The organism is Sphingomonas immobilis, assembly GCF_030580995.1.
GTDB lineage: Bacteria > Pseudomonadota > Alphaproteobacteria > Sphingomonadales > Sphingomonadaceae > Sphingomonas > Sphingomonas immobilis.
In genome coordinates, this window is record NZ_JAUQSZ010000010.1 from 33,782 (window position 1) to 55,142 (window position 21,361).

The window sequence follows — 21,361 nt, forward strand, 5'->3', positions numbered from 1 at the left end:
CTCCCCCCTTTTCCCCGGATCAGGCACCAGCTGGCGGTATCGCGGTGCCGTCCTCCTCCAGCCACTGCTGGAGCATCCTGCTCGCCCGCACAGACAGCAGATCGACGATCTGCACATCGCCGTCGACAACCGCGCGTGTAAATTGGACGACCGTCCGCGCGCGCGTCTCGACCCGGTCGGGGCGATCGCGAAAAAGCTGCTTGCCGACGTGCCGCCCACCCAGTTCGTACAATACCGACATGAACAGGGCGAGCGCGGGATTTGCCGCCATGCCGGACACGAGATCGGTCAACTCGCGCTCCCGCATCAGATATTCGGCTAGCGGAAGACGGTCGACGGAAAGCCGTTCAAAGTCGTCCAGTGCGTCCGCCAGCGCGTTGCGCGCCGTGTCGTCCGTCGATTGCGTTGCGAGGCGGGCGATCGTCCGCATCACCCCGTCCGAGGCTTCGATGGCATCTTCCAGCGTGCAATGCTGAAGCTTCAGGTCCAGCGCGGCCATACGGATGGTATCGTTGTGATCGGGCCGGCGCGTGAAATAGCCGCCGCCCCAACCCCGCTTCACGACGACGAGCTTTTCATGCTCCAGCACGCGCATCACCTGCCGCAGTGTCGGGCGGCTGGTATTGTACCGCTTCTCGAGATCATCGTGAATCCCGAAAAGGCTGTCTTGCGGCGCGAGCAGCACGTCCTGGCGGACGAGACGAAGGAGCGTGGCGACGGCAGACTGATCGAAGCGCTCCGACTGATCTATCTCGGTCTTTCGTCTGCTCGTCATATATGTTCCGAAATATGCTCCGCCGGGTGCCGGGGGCCCCGCAAATCAATACTAGCCCCGCATAAGAGGCCCGCAAAGGGCACTACGGGGGGTTCACCGCCCGCCGTGGGCATCATCATCGTTGCTGCGGGGAAATGCCGCCCGGCTCAGGCGACCGGCGGCAAGCGGTCGAGATATTTGTCGAGCGTGATCGGATAGTCGCGAACCCGGATGCCGGTCGCGTTGTAGATCGCGTTGGCGACCGCCGCACCGACGCCGCACAGCCCGAGTTCGCCGACACCCTTCGCCTTCATCGGCGAGGATATCGGATCCTCCTCCTCGAGGAAGATCACCTCCTGATGCGGGATGTCGGCGTGGACCGGCACCTCGTACCCGGCAAGATCGTGATTGACGAAGAAGCCGAACCTCTTGTCGACCGCCAGCTCCTCGATCATCGCCGCGCCGACGCCCATCGTCATCGCGCCGATCACCTGGCTGCGCGCCGCCTTCGGGTTGAGGATCCGCCCCGCCGCGCACACCGCCAGCATCCGGCGGATGCGCGTCTCGCCGGTCGCGGCATCGACCGCCACCTCGACGAAATGCCCGGCAAAGGTCGATTGCTGATATTTCTTGTCGAGGTCGCCGTATTCGATCGTGTCCTCGGCCACGATCTCGCCGGTCCTCGCAGCCTCGCCGAGCGCGATACTGCGGTTGCCCGAATGGACCTTGCCGTCGGCGAAATCGACCTCGGTCGTGTTGAAGCCCAGCCGCTGCGCGACCGTTTCGCGCAGCTTCATGCAGGCGGCATAGACCCCGGAGGTCGAGTTGTTCGCCCCCCATTGCCCGCCCGACCCGGCCGAGGCGGGGAGATCGGAATCCCCCAGCGTCACCACCACCTTGTCGATCGGAATCCCCATCATCTCGGCCGCCGTCTGCGCGAGGATCGTGTACGTCCCCGTGCCGATATCGGTCATGTCGGTCTCGACCGTGACGATGCCCGCCTGATTGAGCCGGACGCGCGCGCCGGATTTCATCAGCAAATTGTTGCGGATACCGGCACCGACCCCCATGCCGATCAGCCAGCGCCCCTCACGCACGCTGCCCGGTCCCTTGCGTTTGTCCCAGCCGAATTTCTCCGCGCCGAGCTCCAGGCATTTCACGAGCTGCCGCTGGGAGAATTTGCGCTCGGGCTTTTCGGGATCGACCTGGGTATCGTTGATGGCGCGGAACTTGATCGGATCGATGCCGAGCTTTTCCGCCATCTCGTCCATCGCGATCTCGAGCGCCATCAGCCCCGGCGCTTCCCCCGGCGCGCGCATCGCGTTGCCTTCCGGCAGATCGAGCACGGCGAGGCGCGTCTTGGTCATGCGATCGGCACCGGCGTACAGCAGCCGGGTCTGGTTCACCGCCGTCTCCGGGCCACCGCCGGGCAGATCGCCCGACCAGCCCTCGTGCCCGATCGCGGTGATCTTGCCGTCCTTCGTCGCGCCGATGCGGATGCGCTGGATCGTCGCCGGGCGATGCGTCGTGTTGTTGAACATGAAGGGCCGCGTCAGCGCGAGCTTCACCGGGCGGCCAGACGCCTTCGCCCCCAGTGCGGCCAGGATCGCATCCGCCCGCACGAACAGCTTTCCGCCGAAGCCGCCGCCGATATAGGGCGAATCCAGCCGGACATTCTCCGGCGCGATGCCCAGCGTCTTGGCGACGTCGCCCTTGCTCCACGCGATCATCTGGTTGGCGGTGTAGAGCGTCAGCTTGTCGCCCTCCCACAGCGCCGTCGTGGCGTGCGGCTCCATCATCGCGTGCGCCTGGTCGGGCGTGGTGTAGAGCGCGTCGAGCTTGACCGGAGCCGCGGCGAAACCCTTCTCGAAATCGCCGACCGCGGTGTCGGGCTTGCCACCGGGCCCGTCCGCGACAGGCTTCACCGCCGTATCCTTGAGCGCCGCAAGATCGAAGTTCCCGGTGGCGCGGGCGTAGTTGACGGTGATGAGCGACGCAGCAGCCCGCGCCTGCTCGAACGTTTCGGCGACGATGACGGCTACGGCCTGATGATAATGTTCGATATCAGGCCCGCCGAGGAGTTTGGCGGTGTTGAACTGGCCCTTTTCGAGCTTGCCGGCGGTATCGGCGGTGACGATGGCGAGCACGCCCGGCATGGCCTTCGCGGCGGCGAGATCGATCGCGGCGATCTTCCCCTTGGCGATCGCCGAGCCCAGCACGTAGCCATAGGCCGGGTTCCTGACCTTGTCGTGCCGCTCATAGGCGTAGGGCGCGAGGCCGGTGGTCTTGAGCGGGCCGTCGATGCGGTCGGTGGCCTTGCCGACCACCTTGAGCCGGTCGATCGGGTTCTTGGCGGCGGGCGTGTCGAACTTCATGGCTCAGCCCCTCGCTTCGGCCAGCACCGCGCCGAGCGTGCGCTCGACGAGTGTCAGCTTGAACTGGTTGTCGTGCGTCGGCTTTGCGCCGGCGAGCAGCCCCGCCGCGACGGCTTTCGCCCCGCGCGGCAGATCGGCCTCGGACGCTTCGACGCGCCACGGCTTGGGCGCGATACCGCCCACCGCCACGCGGCCGCTGCCGTCCTTCTGGACGATCACCCCGACCGACACGAGCGCGAAGGCGTAGGACGCCCGGTCGCGGACCTTGTGATAGACATGCGTCCCGCCGACCGGCTTCGGCAGCGTGACCGCGGTGATGAGCTCGCCCTTGCCGAGCGCGGTCTCGATGTGGGGGGTGGCACCGGGCAGCCGGTGGAAATCGGCGATCGGGATCGCGCGCGCGGTGCCGTCGGGCCGCACGGTTTCGACCGTGGCATCGAGCGCGCGCATCGCGACCGCCATGTCGCTCGGCTGGGTGGCGATGCACGCATCGCTGACGCCGATCACGCCGAGGCTGCGGCTGAAGCCGCCGATCGCGGCACAACCGCTGCCGGGCTTGCGCTTGTTGCACGCCTGATTGGTGTCGTAGAAATAGGGGCAGCGCGTTCGCTGCAGCAGATTGCCCGCCGTCGTCGCCTTGTTGCGCAACTGGCCCGATGCGCCCGCCAGCAACGCGCGCGACAACAGGCCGTAATCGCGCCGGATGCGCATGTCGGCGGCAAGATCGGTATTGCGCACCAGCGCGCCGATACGCAGGCCGCCCTCCGGTGTCGGTTCGATCTTGTCGATGCCGAGGCCGTTGACGTCGATCAGATGCTGCGGCGTTTCGATCTGCAATTTCATCAGATCGAGGAGATTGGTGCCCCCGGCGATGAATTTCGCGCCCGGCGTACGCTCGGCAGCGGCGGCAGCGGCGGCCGGGGTGCGCGCGCGTTCGTAGCTGAACGCCTTCATGCTTTCTCTCCCGCGACGTCCGCCATCGCCTCGGCAATGTTCGAATAGGCACCGCAGCGGCAGATATTGCCGCTCATCCGCTCGCGCATCTCAAAATTGGTGATCTGGGGCTGATCGGTCAGGCTGGCGCTGACATGGCTCGGGATGCCGCGCCGGATCTCGTCCAGCACCGACACCGCCGAACAGATCTGCCCCGGCGTGCAATAGCCGCACTGATAGCCGTCGTGCCTGATGAAGGCGGCCTGCATCGGGTGGAGCTTTTCGGGCGTGCCCAGCCCCTCGATCGTGGTGATGCTGTCGCCCTCATGCATCACGGCGAGCGTCAGGCAGGAGTTGATCCGCCGCCCGTCGACGATGACGGTACACGCCCCGCACTGGCCGTGATCGCAGCCTTTCTTGGTGCCGGTCAGGTCGAGATGCTCGCGCAGCGCATCGAGCAGCGTCGTGCGCGTGTCGAGCGCGAGCTCTCGGCGCTTGCCGTTGACCTCGAACGCGACCTTTTCGATATGAGCCATTGTCTGCTTTCTCGGGACTTGGGCCTCGACGGCGGGAACGGTCGTAACGGCGACCGTGACCGCCCCGCCGACGATGACGCCGCGACGCGATGGGGTGAACTCGTCGAAATCCATGCGAACCCCTTCCCCTGAATTGCGCGCGCACCACAGCCTGAGTTGCCGCCTGGAGCTTCCGTGTCGCCCTAACGTCCGAAACCGGGCGCGGTTGCCGGGGGGCAGGCTATCTTTGCGCGGCCGCATCCACCAGCGGAAAGAGTGCGTGCTGCCGCCGCACCCGGCAAACGCGCGCGGACCGGGACGGAATACCGCCGGCCCGCCTGTTTACATATCCGCGCCGCCCCCATAGCTGCCGCAGGATGGACGCACGCAATACTGAAGGCACACGGCGCGGGCCCAACGTCGCTCATGCGGAACTCCGCCGCCTGACGCGCCCCGATCACGAAAGCGTGGACGCGGCATTCGCAGGCTATGATCTCGCGACGCCGGACGGCTATCGTGGTTTCCTGCTGGCGCATGCGCGCGTGCTGCCGGGCGTCGAAGCGGCCTTGGCACCGACGGCGCTGATCGCGGGCTGGGTCGGCCGCACGGATGCGTTGCTGGCCGATCTCGATGCCCTTGCCGCGCCCGTTCCGCCGGTATCACCGGTCGTTCTTCCTTCCGGCGAAGGCGCACGGTGGGGCGCTTTCTACGTGCTGGAGGGCTCGCGGCTCGGCGGCGCGTTTCTTGCGCGCCAGGTCGCCGCCGGTTTCCCCAAGGCTTATCTGGAGGCGGTGCATGCGCCGGGCCGCTGGCAGCACATCCTTGCCGCGCTCGATCGCGCCGCCGGGGGACCGGACTGGATCGCCGACGCGGTCGCCGGGGCGAAAGCGGTGTTCGCAGCCTATGGACACGCCGCGGGCGAGACCCGCCCCGGCGCCTAGATCGCCGCCTCGCCGATCAGGTCTTCGATGGCCTTGGCGATGTTGTGCGTCGTATAGGGTTTCTGCACCACCGCGACCGAACGGTGCTCCATCGGCATGTTCGCCTGCTCGCCATAGCCCGACGCGAAGAAATACGGGATGGCCAGTTCGCGCAAGCGATCCGCCACGCCGAAACTGGTCTGATCGCCGAGGTTGATGTCGAGAATGGCGAAATCGACGCGGTTGTTGTCGAGAAAATCGTGCGCGGCCTCCGGCGTCGATGCCGTCGATACGGACGCCCCGAAGCGATCGAGAATATCCTCGGCGTCGAGCGCGATGATCAGGCTGTCCTCGACCAGCAACACCGATTTCTGGCCGATGAGCGACGCATCCACCGGCTTCTGGCTGGAAACGGCGCGCAGCGGCAGGCGGACCGGCGTGCCGGCGACCTTGCGCGCTTCCGACACGTGCCGCGCCGGGATGCAGAAGGTGGCGCGCACGCCGTCGGGCGCATAGTCGATGCTCGCCTCGCCCCCCAGATCGTACGGGACCGAGCGGTTGACGATCGTCGTGCCGAAACCCTTGCGCTTGGGCGGCGTGACGGGCGGTCCGCCCACTTCCTGCCAGGTGAAGATCAGATCGCCCGCATCGTTGAGCGCCCAGCCGACATGCACCTCGCCCGTGCCCGAAAGGCTGCCGTATTTGGTCGAATTGGTGACGAGTTCGTGGATCACCAGCGCCATCGTCGAATAGGCCTGCGGATTGAGCAGGACGGGGTCGCCAGCGGCGATGATCGCGCTCTCGCGATCGGCGGCGAATGCGGCGGCTTCCGCCTCGATCAGCGCCCCGAGCGGTGCCGGGCCCCAATGATCGTCGGTGATCTGGTTGTGCGCGCGGGCAAGCGCGTGGATGCGCCCGTCCACCAGCTTGACGAAATCCTTCACCTCGGGGCTCTCGGGCTGCGACTGCCGGATCAGCCCGCGAATGACGCCGAGGATGTTGCGCACGCGGTGATTGAGCTCGGCGATGAGCATTTCCTGCCGTGCCGTCGATTGCCGCCGTTCGGCCGCCGCTTCGTCCGCCAGCCGCAGCACCACCTCGATCAGCGTCGCGCGGATCGTCTCCGCCACGCGCACCTGCGAGACGGTGAAGGGCTCGGCCTTGCCGGTCACGGTCTCCTGCCACTCGGCGAAGCTCTCGCGCGGGGTCAGCCGCGGGCCGTTCGGGCCGTATTCGATCGGCTTGTGCGGGTCGCCCGCCCAGCGCACCGACTGTTTCAGCTCCTTGCGGAACAGGATGACGTAATCGCGCGGCGAGCGTGAGATCGGGATCGCCAGCAGCCCGGCGGCACGGTCGGCGAACCCGCCCGCTTTCTCGATCAGCGATCCGATATGATCGGTGGTGTAGACGCGGCCCGCCGCAAGCCCGTTGAGCGCGCGCACGATCCGGCGGAAATCCTCGGTCGGCGGCGTCACGCCGGAGAAGGCGTAATTGCCGTTGATCCATACGCCCACGCCGTCGGCGGGGATCGCACTGGTCAGGATGTCGCCGAGCCAGTCGGGATCCTGCAGCAACGTCTCGTCCGAAGCGACCGCGCCGAGCAGCTGATCCGAGATGTCGCGCGCGCGCTGCTCATACTCACCGATCAGCCGCCGCTCGCGCGATTCCAGCCGCATCGAGAACATCTCGGCGAACAGCTCGCATACCGAGCGGCGCTGGAACGTCGGCGAGCGCGGCGAATAATTGTGGCACGCGAACAGGCCCCACAGCTCGCCGTCGACCACGATCGAGATCGACAGCGACGCGCCCACGCCCATGTTCTTCAGATATTCGATATGGATCGGCGAGACCGAGCGCAGGATCGAGAGCGACAGGTCGATCCGCTTGCCGACGGCATCCACCTCGGGAACGATCCCGACAGGTTCCGAATTCACGTCGCGGATGACGCGGACCAGATTGCGCTTGTAGAGTTCGCGCGCCTGGCGCGGGATGTCGCTCGCGGGGTAGTTCAGGCCGAGAAAGCTGCCGATCCCGGATTTGCAGGCCTCCGCCACCACCGCGCCGGACCCGCTTTCGGCGAATTTGTAGACCATCACGCGATCGTAGCCGAGCAATGCGCGGACCTGCCGCGCACCCTCGCGGTAGAAGGCCGTGATGTCGGGCGTGCGGTCGAGCCGCGCCATCATCGCGCGTACGGCGTTGGTGGAATCGCCCCCGGCCGCCGTGCCGGGCTCGGCCTCGATCACGATCTGGCCACCCGAGAAATGGACGGCCACGTCGTAGAGCTGCCCCGATGCGCCGATGCTGCAGCCGAACAGCCGCTCGACCATGTCGGGCGCGGACAGCAGCGAAATGCGATTGCGCAGATCGTGCAGCAACGTCGACGGAATATAGTCGGGGAGCGGCGCGCCGATGAGATCCTCTGGATCATACCCCAGCAGATCGCGGATGTTCTTCGAGACGCGCGCGATCAACCAGTCGGTGCTGACCGCGATCAGGAAACCGGGTTGCTGGATTGCGCCGAGAAGATGGATCGGCTCGCGATCGCAGTTCGTCAGGTCGACCTTATCGATATCCGCCACTGTATCCCCAAAAACACGGTAATCCCGGCAGCCGGTATCGACCCCCGATCCCGTAACGCCTCAAGGCCGCATCGGGTTGCGTGGAAAGGTAGCCGACCGGCGGCCGTTTGAAACTGATGCAGATAAAGACGATCGGTTCCGCAGCGCCGCGGCGATCCCGTCCGGGGCCGATCGCGCCGGGAGGATGGTGGACAGGGCTGGATTCGAACCAGCGTACGCTTGCACGGGCAGATTTACAGTCTGCTGCCTTTAACCACTCGGCCACCTGTCCATTGGGCCGCTCAAAAAGCGAGGCGGTCCAATGCCGACCGCAAGCGGTGCTGTCAACGAAGAAGACTGTTGGAACTCGGGCCCAAGGCTTGCGCCCGGTGCGCGCGGCGCATACCGAGCGTGCGATCCCGCCCGCCGCTACCGGCCAAGCCGGGGGTGACCGATCCGTTTTCGTACAAAACCGAGGAAGAGTTCTGATGGCACGCCGTGGACACCGCCCTTCGCAGGCGCCCGCCAACCGCCCGCGCTTCTGGGGCCGGCACGCCGTCACCGCCGCGCTCGCCAACCCGGAGCGCAACGTGCGGAAAATCTGGGCGACGCGCGAGGCGCTGGCGAGCCTCGACATCCCGCCGGTGATCCCGATCGTCTATGCCGAAGTGACCGATCTCGCGCGGCTGGTGCCGGGCGACGCGCCGCATCAGGGGCTGGTGGCGGAGGTCGATCCGCTCGAGGATATCTGGCTCGGCGACCTGCTCGAACAGGGCGCGGACGATAACCGCACCCTGGTGATCCTCGACGGCGTGACCGATCCGCACAATGTCGGCGCGATCCTGCGCTCGGCCGCCGCGTTCGACGCGCTCGGCATCATCACGCCGGATCGCAACGCCCCGCCCGAATCGGGGACGATCGCGCGCTCGGCCTCGGGCGCGCTGGAGATCGTGCCGTGGGTGCGCGTCGTGAACCTCGCCCGCGCGCTCGACGAGATCGCCGAGGCCGGATACTGGCGCGTCGGCCTGGCGGGCGAGACGCACCAGACGCTCGACAAGGCGATCGGCATGCAGCGCCGCGTCGCGCTGGTGCTGGGTGCCGAGGGCGAAGGCATGCGCCACAACACCGCGCAGCATTGCGACGAGCTTGCGCGCCTGCCGATCTCGCCTAGAGTGGAGAGCCTGAACGTGTCGAACGCCGCGGCGATCGCGCTCTATGCGGTGACGACGCGGAATATCGACTGACCGGGGGGAGACGGGATATGGCGCGGCTGTTGAGAACGATGGCCGCGCTGCTCGCGCCGCTGGTGCTGACCGGCTGCCTGCTGTCGCCCGGCAAGTTCGTATCCACCCTGCGCATCGACGCCGACCGGCATTTCACCTTCACCTATGTCGGCGAGGTGATCGACGCCGAGCCCGATACCGACGGCGGTGGTTCGAGCAGCAGCGACGACAAGCCTTCGCCGGAAGAGGTGAAGGAGAAGGCGGAGAAGGCCGCCGCCAAGAAGGCCGAGGCCGATGCCAAATACCGCGCGCTGGCCGTGACGCTTTCCAAGGAGGCGGGCTATCGCAAGGTCGCCTATCTCGGCGATGGCAAGTTCGCGGTCGATTACAGCGTGTCGGGTACGCTCGACCACATTTTCATCTGGCCGTTCAACCTCGACGGCGAGGTCATCATCCCCTTCGTCGCGATCGAGCTGCGCCAGGACGGCGTCGTGCGCGTGAAGGCCCCCGCCTTTGCCAACGACGAGAAGAAATCGAGCATGGGCGGCGGCATGCCGGGGATGCCGAGCGGCGGCGGTGGCGGCAGCAAGGCCGACGGCGTCTTCACGCTCGACACCAACGCCGAGATCGTCAGCCAGAACAACGAGGACGGCGCGAAGACGGCCGGCGGGCGCAAGACGATCGCGTGGAAGGTGACGCCCGCGACGAAGGATGCGCCGAGCGCCGTACTCAAACTTTCGAAGTAAACCACCGCGAAGGCGGGAGCCCAGACTGTGTTCCCGCCTTCGCGGGAACACAGGTTATTTCGCGGAACCTCGGTTAATCCTCCGCCCCGATCGTCACCTTCAGCCCGTCCAGCGCCGCGCTGAACGGAAGCTGGCACGACAGGCGCGAATATTCGTTCCGGTCGCTGGTGGAATCGAGCAGGTCGTTCTCGTCCTCGCTCATCGGCGGCAGTTTGGCCGCAAATTCCGGGTCGACATGGACGTGGCAGGTCGCGCACGAGCAGCAGCCGCCGCACAAGGCGAGGAGCTCGTCGATGCCCGCGTCGCGGATCACTTCCATCACCGAATGGCCGTCCGCACCGTCGAGCTCGCGTTCTTCCCCTTCGCGGGTGACGACGATAAGCTTGGGCATCCAGTCTCTCCGAAATCAATGTCGCAGCCGACATGCCGTGCGAGTGCGGCCAAATCAAGGAAACAAGAAATGGGCCTGAGCGCCGAGCAACTGCGCACCGCGCTCGACGCGCTGTCGGCGGGGGAACCGGTCTTTGCCGAAGCGCTCGCCCGCGTCGGCTATCCCGAGCCGCGCATCCGTGATCGCGGGTATGAAACGCTGCTGCGCACCATCGTCGGCCAGCAGATCAGCGTGAAGGCCGCGCAGGCGGTCTGGTCGAAGATGGAGACCGTCGTCGGCGACCTCACCGACCCCGCGACCATCGCCGCCGCGAGCGACGAGCAACTCCGCGAAGCCGGGCTTTCGCGGCAGAAGGCCGGTTACGCCCGCAGCCTCTCCGACGAGGTGACGAGCGGCCGGCTCGACCTCGCGCACTTGCCGGAGGACGACGAGGAAGCGATCAAGGCGCTCGTCCGCATCAAGGGCATCGGCCGCTGGTCGGCGGAGATATACCTGCTGTTCGCCGAAGGCCGCACCGACGTCTGGCCCGCCGGCGACCTCGCCGTGCAGATCGAGATCGGCCGCCTGCTCGGCCACGACGAGCGCCCGAGCGAGAAGCTGCTGCGCGAGCTGGCGGAAGGCTGGCGTCCGCACCGCGGCGCGCTCGCGATCTTCGCCTGGCACCATTACGGCGCGGATATGGGCAAGGACATGGAGGTGATCTGACTCCCATCCCGTTCGTGCTGAGCGAAGTCGAAGCACCGCCCCACAGGACACCGCCTGTAACACGTCCTTCGACTTCGCTCAGGACGAACGGTGGGTGGAATAGTTCGCTTCATCTCCTAAATGCACTCCGCCAGCAGGATAGGGACTCGCACATGACCAAATGGACGATCGGGATCATCGGCGGCTCCGGCCTGTACGCGATCGACGGCTTGCAGAACGCCGAATGGCGCAGCGTCGAGACGCCGTGGGGCAGCCCTTCCGACGAGCTGCTGTTCGGCACGATCGGCGACGTCGATCTCGTCTTCCTGCCGCGCCACGGGCGGGGGCACCGCATCTCCCCGTCCGAGCTCAACTTCCGCGCGAACATCGACGCGCTGAAACGCAGCGGCGTGACCGATATCCTCGCCATCTCCTCGATCGGCAGCCTCCAGGAACAGCTCGAACCCGGCAAGTTCGTCGTGGTCGATCAGTTCATCGATCGCACCGTCGCGCGCGATTCCACTTTTTTCGGCAGCGGCATGGTGGCGCACGTCTCGATGGCCGAACCCACCTGCCCGCGTCTCTCGGGCTTCGCCGCCGCGGCGGTCGAGGCGGCGGGCGGCAAGGTCGCCACCGGCGCGACCTATGTGGCGATGGAAGGCCCGCAATTCTCGAGCAAGGCCGAGAGCCTGCTCTATCGCCAATGGGGTGCCGACGTGATCGGCATGACGGCGATGCCCGAGGCCAAGCTCGCCCGCGAGGCGGAGCTGCCCTATGCCCTCATCGGCATGGTCACCGATTACGATTGCTGGCGCGAGAGCGAAGCGCATGTCGAGGTGAGCGAGGTCATCAAGCAGATGCACGCCAACGGCGAAACCGCGCGGCGGACGGTCGCTGCGTTCGTCGCCGCGCTCCCGCCCGAACGCACGTCCTCGCCGCTCGACACCGTGCTCGACTATGCGCTCATCACCGCGCCCGAAGCGCGCGATCCCAAGGTTCTGGCGAAGCTCGACTCGATCCTGTCGCGCGTGCTTTCCAGCTAAATCCCGTTCGGGCTGAGCCTGTCGAAGCCCTGCCCTTTCTTCTCGACGCACGAAGAAGTGCAGCCCTTCGACAAGCTCAGGGCGAACGGCTTTTAAGGAGTTGCCCATGACGACCGCCGAATACACCCCCAAGCTCGGCCTCTACATCGCCGGCGAATGGCTGAGCGGCGAGGGCCGCGACACGCACCGCGTCGTCAATCCCGCGACCGGCGAGGGCCAGGCCGACCTGCCGCTCGCGACCGCGGCCGATCTCGATGCGGCGCTGGCGGCGGCGGAGCGCGGCTTCAAGACCTGGCGCGCGACCCCGCCCGAACAGCGCGCCGCCGTGCTGGTCAAGGCCGCCGCCCTGCTGCGCGAACGCGGCGATCACATCGCGCGCATCGCCACGCTCGAACAGGGCAAGATCCTCGCCGAGGCCAAGGGCGAAATTCCCGCCTCGGCCAACCTCCTCGAATTTCATGCCGGCGAGGCGCAGCGCATCTACGGCCGCGTGCTGCAACGCCCGGCGGGCACGCGCAGCATGGTGCTGCAGCAGCCGATCGGCCCGGTCGCGGCATTCTGCGCGTGGAACTTCCCGATCATGAACGTCGTGCGCAAGATCGCACCCGCGCTCGCCGCCGGCTGTTCGATCATCCTCAAGCCCAGCGAGGAGACGGCGGGCAGCGCGTGCGAAGTGATGCGGTGCTTCCAGGATGCGGGCGTCCCCGGCGACGTCGCGCAGCTCGTGTTCGGCGTGCCCGACATGGTCTCGCGCCAGTTGCTGGCGTCGCCCGTCACGCGCAAGCTCAGCTTCACCGGCTCGGTGCCGGTCGGCAAGCACCTCATGCGCCTCGCCGCCGATACGATGATGCGCGCGACGATGGAGCTCGGCGGCCACGGCCCGGTGCTGGTGTTCGACGATTGCGATCTGGAAAAGACGCTCGATCTGCTGGTGGCGCACAAGTTCCGCAACGCCGGGCAGGTCTGCGTCTCGCCCACCCGCTTCCATGTGCAGGAAGGCATCTACGACAAATTCGCTGCAGGCTTTGCCGAGCGCAGCAAGCGCCTGAACGTCGGCGACGGCCTCGCCAAGGGCACGCAGATGGGCCCGATGGCGAACCCGCGCCGCCCGGAGGCGATCGACGCCTTGGTGCAGCAGGCCAAGGGCGCCGGTGCGCGTGTGCTGGCGGGCGGCGAGCGGATCGGCGGAGCCATCGGCGGTGGCGGGGGCTTCTTCTACGCCCCCACGGTGCTGGCCGATGTCCCGCTCGAGGCGCAGGCGATGAACGAGGAACCGTTCGGCCCCATCGCCCTGCTCCGCCCGTTCGCCACGCTGGAAGATGCGGTCGAGCAGGCCAACCGCCTGCCCTTCGGTCTCGGTGCCTATGCCTTCACCGAAAATGCGCGCCGCCAGAACCTGCTGATCGACGCGGTCGAGGCGGGGATGCTCGCGATCAACACCGTCCGCCTCAGCTGGCCCGATGCGCCCTTCGGCGGCGTGAAGGATTCAGGCTACGGCAGTGAGGACGGCCCCGAAGGCATCGCCGCGCACATGGTGACGAAGTCGGTCCATATCGCGTGATCGGAAAGGGTGAAGCGGTGAGCGAGGACATACGGATCGTCGCGCTCGATGCGACATCCTGGGCGAGCCCGGAGGATTTCCACGCCGCGCTGCTCGTCGGGCTCGGCACGCCCGCCGGATCGCCTCTCGTCGATGCGGTGATCGCCGCCGAACCGCCGCTGCGCGTGGAGATCGCCAATCTCCACGCCGCGCAGGAGGCGGCGATGGACGCCGTCTACGCGGCGTTCAACGCGCTCACGCTGGCGGGCGCGAAGACGCGCATCGGCCGGGACGGCATCGCCACGATCGAACGCCCCCTTCCCGCCCGGCCGTGACGCGCCGTTGGACCTGAAGCGCCGCGACAGGTAGAAGGCGTCTCGGGTTCGCAAGGGGGAATTGGGATGGCCAGCGTCATCATGCCGGGGCAGCGGCGCAGGACGGTCGGCCGCCCCTTCTACCTCGTCATGTCGCTGGCGATGGCCGCCGTCATCGTCGGCGGTTTCTCGACCACGGTGCCGGAGGATTTCACGCACCGTCCCGGCCTGCCGCTGCTGCTGCACGTTCACGGCGCGGTGTTCACGCTCTGGGTATTGGTGTTCGTGGCGCAACCGGCGTTCATCGCACGCGGGTCGGTCGCGCTGCACCGCAAGATCGGCTGGGTCGGTGCGGCGCTGGCGGCGGCGATGCTGGTGATGGGCGTGGCGGCGACGCTGTTCGCGATCCGCTACGGCTTCGTCCCGTCGTTCTTTCCGAAGCCGATCTTCCTGGTGATGAACCTGATCGGCATCCTCGTGTTCGCGGGGCTCGTCGCCGGCGGCATCGTGCTGCGCAAGCGTGCGGAGTGGCACAAGCGGCTGATGCTGTGCGCGACCGTGTCTATCCTCGGCCCCGGCCTCGGCCGGTTGTTGCCGATGGGATCGTTCGGCGCGGCGGCACCGCTGGTGATGTTCGGCGCGATCGCGCTGTTCGCCTTTGCCGGGCCGGTCGCCGATATCGTCGTGCGGCGGCGCATTCACCCTGCCTATTACTGGGGCGTCAGCGCCATCCTGCTCAGCATGGTGCTGATCGGCCCGATCGCTTTCTCACCGCCGGCGATAGCGTTGCTACACGTCGTGCAGGGTTAAGCCGCCCTAGCCGAAGCGGTAGCCCGATACGGTCCAGCCGAGCACATGGTCGCGGTAGTCGCACACCGCCGCCCCCTCCCCGCCCGCGCCGAGCGCGACCATCAGCGGCAGCAGATGCTCGGCCTCCGGGTGCGCGAAGCGGGCGTGCGGCAGATCCTCCCACGCGGCGACGCGCGCGGCACGGCGCGCCGGATCGGGATCGGTGACGGCGGCGGTCAGCGCGGCGTCCCATGCGTCGGCGACCGGCGTCACCTGCGGGCCACGCGCGCGCAGATTGTGGAAGCTCATGCCCGATCCGACGATCAGCACGCCCTCGTCGCGAAGCGGCGCGAGCGCGCGGCCGATGGCGATATGCGCCTCCGGGTCGAGGTCCGCCCGCAGCGACATCTGCGCGAGCGGAATGTCCGCACCGGGCACCGCCACCATCATCGGAATGAACACGCCATGGTCCCAGCCACGCTCCGCTTCCTCTCGCGTCGCGAAGCCCGCATCCTGCAGCAACGCCGCAGCACGGCGCGCAACATCGGGCGCGCCGGGTGCGGGCCATTGCAGGCGATAGGTATGCTCCGGGAACCCGTAATAATCGTAGAACAACGGCTGGCCGTCGCCGACATGCACCGTCACCTCGGGCGCCTCCCAATGGCCGGAGACGAGCAGGATCGCCTTCGGCCGCTCGGGCAGCGCGGCGATCAGCCCGGCGAGATACGCCTGCATGGGCTGCCACATCGGATCGGGCGGGCCGCCGGCCGGGTCCATGAAGAAACAGGGGCCGCCGCCATGCGGCACGAAGAGCGCGGGAAGTGTCATGCCACCGATATCGCGCGCCCCGCACGCGCCGACAATGCAAGCACCGGAAACGCTCCGTTGCCCGCACGCGCCGCATGTCCGCTAGCGACCCATTGCGGACATTCGCACGTCGGCGCTCGACGGCGGCTACCGCCCCAAGAGCGGACGTTTGCCCCCATTCGTCACCCCGGCCTTGAGCCGGGGTGACGATCGGCTGGTGCAAACGGCAGCTAACCACCCATCCCGGACATTCCCGCTGTCCTACACATTACCGATCTGCGATATCGCGCCGCCGCTCTTTGAACCGTCGACCCGCCGCTCGCCATTCCCGCGAAGACCGTTCTCGCGCCCGCGCCGCGCCGCCGTCGGAAAGGAGCGACAGGCGCAGACGTAGCGTAAACTTTGTAAACTTCCGCGCAGAAACCGTCCAAGACGGGAGCGCCCGCACACCCCCGGACCAGTGTGACCTTAGTGTGACTTTCCGCGCCCCGAATCGCCCGTTTCCCAAACCCGCGCAATCGGCCTAAGCTGCCCCCACGATGACCAAGTTCACCGTCAACAATCAGCCGGTCCAGTACAAGATGGACCCCAAGACGCCGCTGCTCTGGGCGCTGCGCGACGCCTCGAACCTGACCGGCGCGAAATACGGCTGCGGCAATGGCGAGTGCGGCGCGTGCATCGTCGATGTCGACGGGGCGGCGGTGAAATCCTGCCAGACCGCGATCGGCGCGATCGAAGGCAGCTTCGTCACCACGATCGAGGGGCTGTCGCGCGAACGATCGCACCCGGTGCAGCTCGCGATCATCGCCAAGAACGTGTCGCAATGCGGCTTCTGCATCCCCGGCATCGTCATGGCGGCGGCGATCTTCCTGAAGAAGAACCGCAACCCGAGCGAGGACGAGATCAAGACGACGATCACCAACCTGTGCCGCTGCGGCATCTATCCCCGGCTGGTCGAGGCGATCGAGCTTGCCGCGCAGGTCCAGCGCGGCGACGTGCGGATCGAGGCGGGCGTCTCCCCCGGCACCACGCCCGGCGCGGCGGCGGCGCGCGTTCCCGCTTTGACACCGGCCAAGCCGTAAAGGCTCTGGTGAATCCTTTCGCAATGCTGTCATTCGAATTCAGACACGCGACAGCGCACGCGGCCCAATAGGATCATAACGGCCCGCGAATCGTTCGTATGGCCGCAGGAGGAATTCTTCGATGCGTAAGTATGTGCTTGCCGCGATCATGGCGGCGACTGCGCTGGTCCCCGCGGCGGCTTCCGCGCAGACCCGTGGCAACTGGCAGGGCCGTGGCGGCGACGGCAGCGGCGACCGTGGCAGCTTCCAGCGCCCCGAACGCGCGCAACAGGCCCCGCAGGCCCAGCCGCAGCAACAGCCGCAGCAGGCCCGCCCGCAGGAGCAGGCGCGTCCCCAGTTCCAGCCCCGCGCCGAGACGCAGGTGCGTCAGGACGGTGCCGGCCGCTTCTATCGTTCGAGCGGCGACGGCCAGCGTGGCGGCTGGGGCGGCGGCGCGCGCGCGGAGGCGCAGCCCCAGGTCCAGGCGCAGGTTCAGGCCCAGCAGGACAATCGCGGTGGTGATCGCTCCAACTGGCAGGGCCGTGGCGGCGACCGCCCGAACTGGCAGGGTCAGAATGTTCAGGGCCAGAACGGCAATCGTCCGAACTGGCAGGGCAACGGCGGCGACCGTCCCGACTGGCGCGATCGTCAGGCGCAGGCGCGTGGCGGCCGGAACTGGAACGGTCAGCGCGACGACAACAATCGCGGCAACGACTGGCGCCGCGACAATCGCAACACCGGCACCTTCCAGAACGACCGCACCTGGAACGACCGCAACAGCGACGCGCGTCGCTTTGCCGGCAACACCGGCCGTTATGACAATAACGGCTGGAACGGGCGCGGCTCGAACGGGCGCGGCTGGAACGGCCAGGGCGGCAACTGGAACCGTGGCTGGCGGAGCGACAACCGCTACAACTACAGCGGCTATCGCAATTCCAACCGCAACGCCTTCCACCTCTCGCGCTACTATGCGCCCTACGGCTGGGACTATGGCTATCGCCGCTTCTCGATCGGCTTCGCGCTGAGCGATATCCTGTACCAGCAGGATTACTGGATCGATCAGCCGGAATATTACCGCCTGCCCCCGGCCTACGGCCCGTATCGCTGGGTGCGCTATTACAATGACGCGCTGCTGGTCGATATCGACACCGGCGAAGTGGTCGACACGGTCTACGATATCTTCTGGTAAGCCGACCCTCGGGGCCGGGTGGGAAACCACCCGGCCCCTTGTTTTTCTGGTGTGAGCGGGCAGAAAAGCGGGCGATGTTCTTCACCAAGAAACCCGCCCAGGCCTCCCCCTTACGCGCGCTCTACGGCGAATCGGTCACGCTGCGCCTCGCCAACAATCCGGCGATGAAGCAGGCCAAGAGCGACATGGTGCAGCTCTATTATTACCCGGATTTCCTCGACGCCGCCCAGTGCGGCGCGCTCGTCCGCATGATCGACGCCAAGCGCCGCCCCTCGACCGTACTGTCCGAGGCGAACGCCGATTACCGCACCAGCGAGAGCTGCGACATGGATCGCTGGTCCGAGGATGTGCGCCCCACCGACGAGGCGATCGCCGCGCTGCTCGGGCTCGATCCCGTCCACGGCGAAACGATGCAGGGCCAGCGCTACGCCCCCGGCCAGCAATTCCGTGCCCACAACGATTATTTCCGCGAGGACCAGCCCTATTGGCCGGCGATGCAGGCGAGCGGCGGGCAGCGCACCTGGACGGCGATGATCTACCTCAACGAGGTCGAGGAAGGCGGAGCGACGTGGTTCCCGCTGGCGGGCCTGCGCATCAACCCCAAGCGCGGGCTGCTGCTCGCGTGGAACAACATGAACCGCGACGGCAGCCCCAACGAAAAGACGATGCACGAAGGCGTCGCGGTGATGCGCGGCACCAAGTACATCGTCACCAAATGGTTCCGCGAAGGAAACTGGATCAAGCAATAGCCTTCCGTCCTATCCTCTCCCGCCTTCGTGGGAGAGGCAACGGAGACTTGGTCCGCATTCTTCATGCGGGCCTAGTCGTAGTCGGTGAGGGTCTTTCCTTCCGCGCGTCGAGAAGAAGAAGACCCTCCCCAGCCCCTCCCGCGAAAGCGGGAGGGGAAAGCCGATCAGAACTTGCCGCTCAGCTGCACGCCGATGATGCGCGGGTCGTTGAAGACGGCGGCGTTGTAGTTGTCGAGCACGCCCTTCAGGTTCTTCTCGTTGGTCACGTTGCGCGCGAACACGGCGATCTCATACTTGCCCTCGGGCGCGGTGTAGCCAGCCTTCAGGCCCGCCTCGAACGTGCCGTCGGTGGTGTATTCGATCGTCTTGTACGGCACGAGGCTGGTGTAGCCCTGCACGGTGATGTCGCCGCCGAGGAAGATCTTGCCGCCGTTGCCGAGCGGCAGGTCGTACCGCGCGTTGGCATCGAGCTGCCACTTCGGCGCATTCGGCAGGGCGTTGCCGTTGATCTGCGCCAGCGTCGCCGTGCCGACGTTGATCGTCGGGTTGAGCACCGTGCAGGTAACCACGCCGTTCAACTTGCAGACCGGCGTGTACACGCGCGTGTCGTTGATCTCGGTGTGCAGCACGCTCGCGCCGAGGCCGAAGGTGAACTCCTGCACCGGACGCCACGTCAGCTCCGCCTCGCCGCCCCAGGCCTGCGCCTGGTTGGCGTTGAACAGCAGGCCGTTGTTGTTCGAATCGTTGCCGTTCAGCTGGATGTTGCTGACCTTGTAGTAGAAGCCCGTCGCGTTAAAGCGCAGCGTGTTGCCGAACAGGTTCGACTTGAAGCCCGCCTCGTACGACATGATCGTCTCCGACGTCGCCGTCACGAACGCCGAGCTGAACACCGCGTTGCGGCCCTGGATGGTCGGGCCACGGAAGCCACGTGCGACGCGCGCGAACACGTTGACGTCGGGGTTGATCTCGTAGCGCAGGCTCGCGTCCCAGCTCGGCTGCGTGTCGGCGAGGCGGACGTTGGTCGCCGCCGTTGCCGGGAAGGTCACGACGCCGGCCGCGTTGCGCGGCGGCGTGACGAGGCGCGTGATCTTCTCGTCATAGGTGACGCGCACGCCGCCGGTCAGCGTCAGCTTCGGGACGATCTCGAAGCTGGCCTGTCCGAAGCCGGCGTACGACGTGTTGGTGTCGCGCAGCACGACGAAGTTGTTCGGGTTGGGCAGCGTGCCGTTGAGATCGGCCGTGCGCAGGAAGAAGCCGCGCTGGTCGAACTCGGTCGTGTCCTTCGATTCGAAGTAGATGCCGCCGATCTGCCACTTAAAGCGGCCGGTGCTGTTGCTCGACAGGCGCACTTCCTGGCTGAGCTGGTCGAGGTCGCGGACCCGGCCCTGGCTCTGGCCGTAGAAGCGCGGGCCGGCGAACGCGGTCGCGACGCCGCCGTCGGTGTCGCCGCGGCTGTAGCCCGACGTCGTCTCCCACGCGCTGATCGAGGTCAGCGTGACCGGGCCGAAGTCGTTCTTCAGGTTCAGCGACATGCCGTAGGTCTTGTACGCCTGCGGGTTGTTGCCGCCCTCGTCGAGGCCGACGCTGTCGCGCGGCTCGGCGCTGACGTCGTTCGAACCGAGCTTGATCGCGCCGCGATGGAAGATCGTCGAGCTGCCCTTGTAGTCGCGTCCGTGCGCCGAGAGGATGCCGGTGAAGCCGGTGTCCGGCGGGGTGAGCATCAACTGGACGCGCACGTCCTTCTCGTCGAAGCCGCCCATCACGTCCTTGCCGCCGACGGTGCCGTCCGCGCTGGTGCCGGTGAAGGTGTTCGAGATCCAGTTGTCGCGGTGCTGGTACAGGCCCGACACGCGAAAGCTCAGCACGTCCTTGACGATCGGCCCGCCGACGCCGGCATCGACGTTGACGGTGTTGTACGTGCCGTAGGACGCGGTCGCGCGGCCGGTGAACTCATTGGTCGGCCGGTTGGTATCGAACTTGATGATGCCCGCCGTCGTGTTGCGGCCGAACAGCGTCCCCTGCGGACCACGCAGCACTTCGATCTGGTTGACGTCGAACACCGGGTTCGACTTCAGCACGACATGCTCGAGCACGACGTCGTCCTGGATGATCGACACCGGCTGCGACGCGCCGAGGTAGAAATCGATATTGCCGAGGCCGCGGATGTAGAAGCGCGGGAAGATCTTGCCGGTCGTCGTCTCGGCATAGAGGCCGGGGACGCGGTTGGCGAGTTCGAGCAAAGTGTCGCCACCGCCCGACGTGTAGGTGCGCAGCTCGTCGCCCTGCAGCACGCCGACCGAAAGCGGAACCTTCTGCAGGTTCTCGGAGCGGCGCTCGGCGGTGACGACGATGTCGCCGAGGCCGGTCTGGTCGCTGGTCGCGGCGGCGGTGACGGGGGCGTCCTGCGCCGATGCGGCGGTCGCGAACGACAGCGCGGCGGTGGCGGCACCGATCAGGAGAAGGGAGCGGGTGAAAGTCGACATGGAGTGTTCCTCAAAGGAGAATGGAAAAGTCTGCGGACGCACGAAATCCCCCGGCCGTTCGCGAAGAACAGCCGATCGATCTCGTTGCGTGTGACCCCCGGATGTAAGCGCCGTTAGGGTCGGATCATTATGTTTTGATGACAGGGAATATGCCGGTGCGGTTGTGATGACCTCGCGATAAGCCTCGGGTATTCCTGCCTTCCCGGTGCAGGTCGCGGGGCCTTTGGCCGCAAACCGCCCGCCGCGCCACCCCCGATCTCGCAGTCGCAGCAACATTCCGGCAA

Annotated in this window: 19 protein-coding genes and 1 tRNA gene; 11 read left to right on the forward strand and 9 right to left on the reverse strand. The window is 66.9% G+C overall.

All coding sequences use genetic code 11. From position 1 onward, the window contains the following. Positions 1-19 precede the first annotated feature (19 nt). The 4 genes from Q5H94_RS14360 to paoA form a co-directional block, all read right to left on the reverse strand. The gene (locus Q5H94_RS14360; RefSeq protein WP_304561975.1) at positions 20-685 is read right to left on the reverse strand and encodes a FadR/GntR family transcriptional regulator; all 666 of its coding nucleotides are present in this window, start codon (positions 683-685) and stop codon (positions 20-22) included. 236 nt (positions 686-921) lie between these two features. Next, positions 922-3,129: an aldehyde oxidoreductase molybdenum-binding subunit PaoC gene (gene paoC / locus Q5H94_RS14365; RefSeq protein ID WP_304561976.1), complete on the reverse strand. Its 2,208-nt coding sequence runs from the start codon at positions 3,127-3,129 to the stop codon at positions 922-924. A 3-nt stretch (positions 3,130-3,132) separates the two neighbouring features. Next, on the reverse strand, positions 3,133-4,083 hold the full coding sequence (locus Q5H94_RS14370) for an FAD binding domain-containing protein (protein ID WP_304561977.1): 951 nt from the start codon (positions 4,081-4,083) through the stop codon (positions 3,133-3,135). After that, complete coding sequence (paoA, locus tag Q5H94_RS14375) at positions 4,080-4,712, reverse strand: aldehyde dehydrogenase iron-sulfur subunit PaoA (protein ID WP_304561978.1); 633 nt, start codon at positions 4,710-4,712, stop codon at positions 4,080-4,082. The genes Q5H94_RS14370 and paoA overlap by 4 nt, the downstream gene beginning before the upstream one ends. Positions 4,713-4,954: 242 nt before the next feature. Between paoA and Q5H94_RS14380 the strand changes: the two genes are divergently transcribed. Further along, the gene (locus tag Q5H94_RS14380) at positions 4,955-5,518 is read left to right on the forward strand and encodes a biliverdin-producing heme oxygenase (protein WP_304561979.1); all 564 of its coding nucleotides are present in this window, start codon (positions 4,955-4,957) and stop codon (positions 5,516-5,518) included. Here Q5H94_RS14380 and Q5H94_RS14385 read toward each other — a convergent pair. Both Q5H94_RS14385 and Q5H94_RS14390 read right to left on the reverse strand, forming a co-directional pair. Continuing rightward, entirely contained in the window at positions 5,515-8,079 is a 2,565-nt protein-coding gene (locus tag Q5H94_RS14385; protein ID WP_304561980.1) for an HWE histidine kinase domain-containing protein, read from the reverse strand. The two genes, Q5H94_RS14380 and Q5H94_RS14385, sit on opposite strands and share 4 nt — an antisense overlap. Positions 8,080-8,264: 185 nt before the next feature. Continuing rightward, positions 8,265-8,350: transfer RNA gene (locus Q5H94_RS14390), tRNA-Tyr, on the reverse strand. A gap of 196 nt (positions 8,351-8,546) precedes the next feature. Between Q5H94_RS14390 and rlmB the strand changes: the two genes are divergently transcribed. Next, positions 8,547-9,302 (forward strand): 23S rRNA (guanosine(2251)-2'-O)-methyltransferase RlmB, encoded by a 756-nt coding sequence (rlmB, locus tag Q5H94_RS14395; protein WP_304561981.1) that lies wholly within the window; start codon positions 8,547-8,549, stop codon positions 9,300-9,302. Positions 9,303-9,319: 17 nt separating this feature from the next. Continuing rightward, the gene (locus tag Q5H94_RS14400; RefSeq protein WP_304561982.1) at positions 9,320-10,027 is read left to right on the forward strand and encodes a hypothetical protein; all 708 of its coding nucleotides are present in this window, start codon (positions 9,320-9,322) and stop codon (positions 10,025-10,027) included. A 73-nt stretch (positions 10,028-10,100) separates the two neighbouring features. On the opposite strand, the gene Q5H94_RS14405 is transcribed toward Q5H94_RS14400, so the two are convergent. Continuing rightward, positions 10,101-10,418 carry a 2Fe-2S iron-sulfur cluster-binding protein gene (locus Q5H94_RS14405; RefSeq protein WP_304561983.1) on the reverse strand — a complete coding sequence of 106 codons (318 nt, stop codon included), beginning with the start codon at positions 10,416-10,418 and terminating at the stop codon, positions 10,101-10,103. A gap of 69 nt (positions 10,419-10,487) precedes the next feature. On the opposite strand from Q5H94_RS14405, the gene Q5H94_RS14410 reads away from it, so the two are divergent. The 5 genes from Q5H94_RS14410 to Q5H94_RS14430 all read left to right on the forward strand — a co-directional run bounded on the left by Q5H94_RS14410 (position 10,488) and on the right by Q5H94_RS14430 (position 14,809). Beyond that, positions 10,488-11,123: a DNA-3-methyladenine glycosylase family protein gene (locus Q5H94_RS14410; protein WP_304561984.1), complete on the forward strand. Its 636-nt coding sequence runs from the start codon at positions 10,488-10,490 to the stop codon at positions 11,121-11,123. A 152-nt stretch (positions 11,124-11,275) separates the two neighbouring features. Then, a complete protein-coding gene (locus tag Q5H94_RS14415) occupies positions 11,276-12,145 on the forward strand; it encodes an S-methyl-5'-thioadenosine phosphorylase (protein ID WP_304561985.1) in 870 nt (289 codons plus the stop codon). Between the two features lie 106 nt (positions 12,146-12,251). Further along, complete coding sequence (locus tag Q5H94_RS14420) at positions 12,252-13,706, forward strand: NAD-dependent succinate-semialdehyde dehydrogenase (protein ID WP_304561986.1); 1,455 nt, start codon at positions 12,252-12,254, stop codon at positions 13,704-13,706. Between the two features lie 17 nt (positions 13,707-13,723). Then, the gene (locus tag Q5H94_RS14425) at positions 13,724-14,020 is read left to right on the forward strand and encodes a hypothetical protein (RefSeq protein WP_304561987.1); all 297 of its coding nucleotides are present in this window, start codon (positions 13,724-13,726) and stop codon (positions 14,018-14,020) included. A 66-nt stretch (positions 14,021-14,086) separates the two neighbouring features. Further along, positions 14,087-14,809 carry a hypothetical protein gene (locus Q5H94_RS14430; protein ID WP_304561988.1) on the forward strand — a complete coding sequence of 241 codons (723 nt, stop codon included), beginning with the start codon at positions 14,087-14,089 and terminating at the stop codon, positions 14,807-14,809. Between the two features lie 6 nt (positions 14,810-14,815). Here Q5H94_RS14430 and Q5H94_RS14435 read toward each other — a convergent pair whose 3' ends face one another. Continuing rightward, entirely contained in the window at positions 14,816-15,616 is an 801-nt protein-coding gene (locus Q5H94_RS14435) for a DODA-type extradiol aromatic ring-opening family dioxygenase (RefSeq protein WP_304561989.1), read from the reverse strand. 518 nt (positions 15,617-16,134) lie between these two features. Between Q5H94_RS14435 and Q5H94_RS14440 the strand changes: the two genes are divergently transcribed. The 3 genes from Q5H94_RS14440 to Q5H94_RS14450 all read left to right on the forward strand — a co-directional run bounded on the left by Q5H94_RS14440 (position 16,135) and on the right by Q5H94_RS14450 (position 18,594). Next, entirely contained in the window at positions 16,135-16,677 is a 543-nt protein-coding gene (locus Q5H94_RS14440) for a (2Fe-2S)-binding protein (protein WP_304561990.1), read from the forward strand. A 121-nt stretch (positions 16,678-16,798) separates the two neighbouring features. Continuing rightward, positions 16,799-17,845 (forward strand): RcnB family protein, encoded by a 1,047-nt coding sequence (locus tag Q5H94_RS14445; protein ID WP_304561991.1) that lies wholly within the window; start codon positions 16,799-16,801, stop codon positions 17,843-17,845. A 74-nt stretch (positions 17,846-17,919) separates the two neighbouring features. Next, the gene (locus Q5H94_RS14450) at positions 17,920-18,594 is read left to right on the forward strand and encodes a prolyl hydroxylase family protein (RefSeq protein ID WP_304561992.1); all 675 of its coding nucleotides are present in this window, start codon (positions 17,920-17,922) and stop codon (positions 18,592-18,594) included. Between the two features lie 164 nt (positions 18,595-18,758). Here the strand turns inward: Q5H94_RS14450 and Q5H94_RS14455 are convergent, their stop codons facing one another. Further along, positions 18,759-21,077, reverse strand: coding sequence for a TonB-dependent receptor (locus Q5H94_RS14455; RefSeq protein ID WP_304561993.1), 2,319 nt, complete (start codon positions 21,075-21,077; stop codon positions 18,759-18,761). Positions 21,078-21,361 lie beyond the last annotated feature (284 nt).

Bases quoted from the DNA above. Each gene is read 5' to 3' on its own strand.
- paoC (WP_304561976.1), bottom strand. From the start codon at position 3,129: ATGAAGTTCGACACGCCCGCCGCCAAGAACCCGATCGACCGGCTCAAG.
- Q5H94_RS14370 (WP_304561977.1), bottom strand. From the start codon at position 4,083: ATGAAGGCGTTCAGCTACGAACGCGCGCGCACCCCGGCCGCCGCTGCC.
- paoA (WP_304561978.1), bottom strand. From the start codon at position 4,712: ATGGATTTCGACGAGTTCACCCCATCGCGTCGCGGCGTCATCGTCGGC.
- Q5H94_RS14380 (WP_304561979.1), top strand. From the start codon at position 4,955: ATGGACGCACGCAATACTGAAGGCACACGGCGCGGGCCCAACGTCGCT.
- rlmB (WP_304561981.1), top strand. From the start codon at position 8,547: ATGGCACGCCGTGGACACCGCCCTTCGCAGGCGCCCGCCAACCGCCCG.
- Q5H94_RS14400 (WP_304561982.1), top strand. From the start codon at position 9,320: ATGGCGCGGCTGTTGAGAACGATGGCCGCGCTGCTCGCGCCGCTGGTG.
- Q5H94_RS14405 (WP_304561983.1), bottom strand. From the start codon at position 10,418: ATGCCCAAGCTTATCGTCGTCACCCGCGAAGGGGAAGAACGCGAGCTC.
- Q5H94_RS14410 (WP_304561984.1), top strand. From the start codon at position 10,488: ATGGGCCTGAGCGCCGAGCAACTGCGCACCGCGCTCGACGCGCTGTCG.
- Q5H94_RS14415 (WP_304561985.1), top strand. From the start codon at position 11,276: ATGACCAAATGGACGATCGGGATCATCGGCGGCTCCGGCCTGTACGCG.
- Q5H94_RS14420 (WP_304561986.1), top strand. From the start codon at position 12,252: ATGACGACCGCCGAATACACCCCCAAGCTCGGCCTCTACATCGCCGGC.
- Q5H94_RS14430 (WP_304561988.1), top strand. From the start codon at position 14,087: ATGGCCAGCGTCATCATGCCGGGGCAGCGGCGCAGGACGGTCGGCCGC.
- Q5H94_RS14435 (WP_304561989.1), bottom strand. From the start codon at position 15,616: ATGACACTTCCCGCGCTCTTCGTGCCGCATGGCGGCGGCCCCTGTTTC.
- Q5H94_RS14440 (WP_304561990.1), top strand. From the start codon at position 16,135: ATGACCAAGTTCACCGTCAACAATCAGCCGGTCCAGTACAAGATGGAC.
- Q5H94_RS14445 (WP_304561991.1), top strand. From the start codon at position 16,799: ATGCGTAAGTATGTGCTTGCCGCGATCATGGCGGCGACTGCGCTGGTC.
- Q5H94_RS14450 (WP_304561992.1), top strand. From the start codon at position 17,920: ATGTTCTTCACCAAGAAACCCGCCCAGGCCTCCCCCTTACGCGCGCTC.
- Q5H94_RS14455 (WP_304561993.1), bottom strand. From the start codon at position 21,077: ATGTCGACTTTCACCCGCTCCCTTCTCCTGATCGGTGCCGCCACCGCC.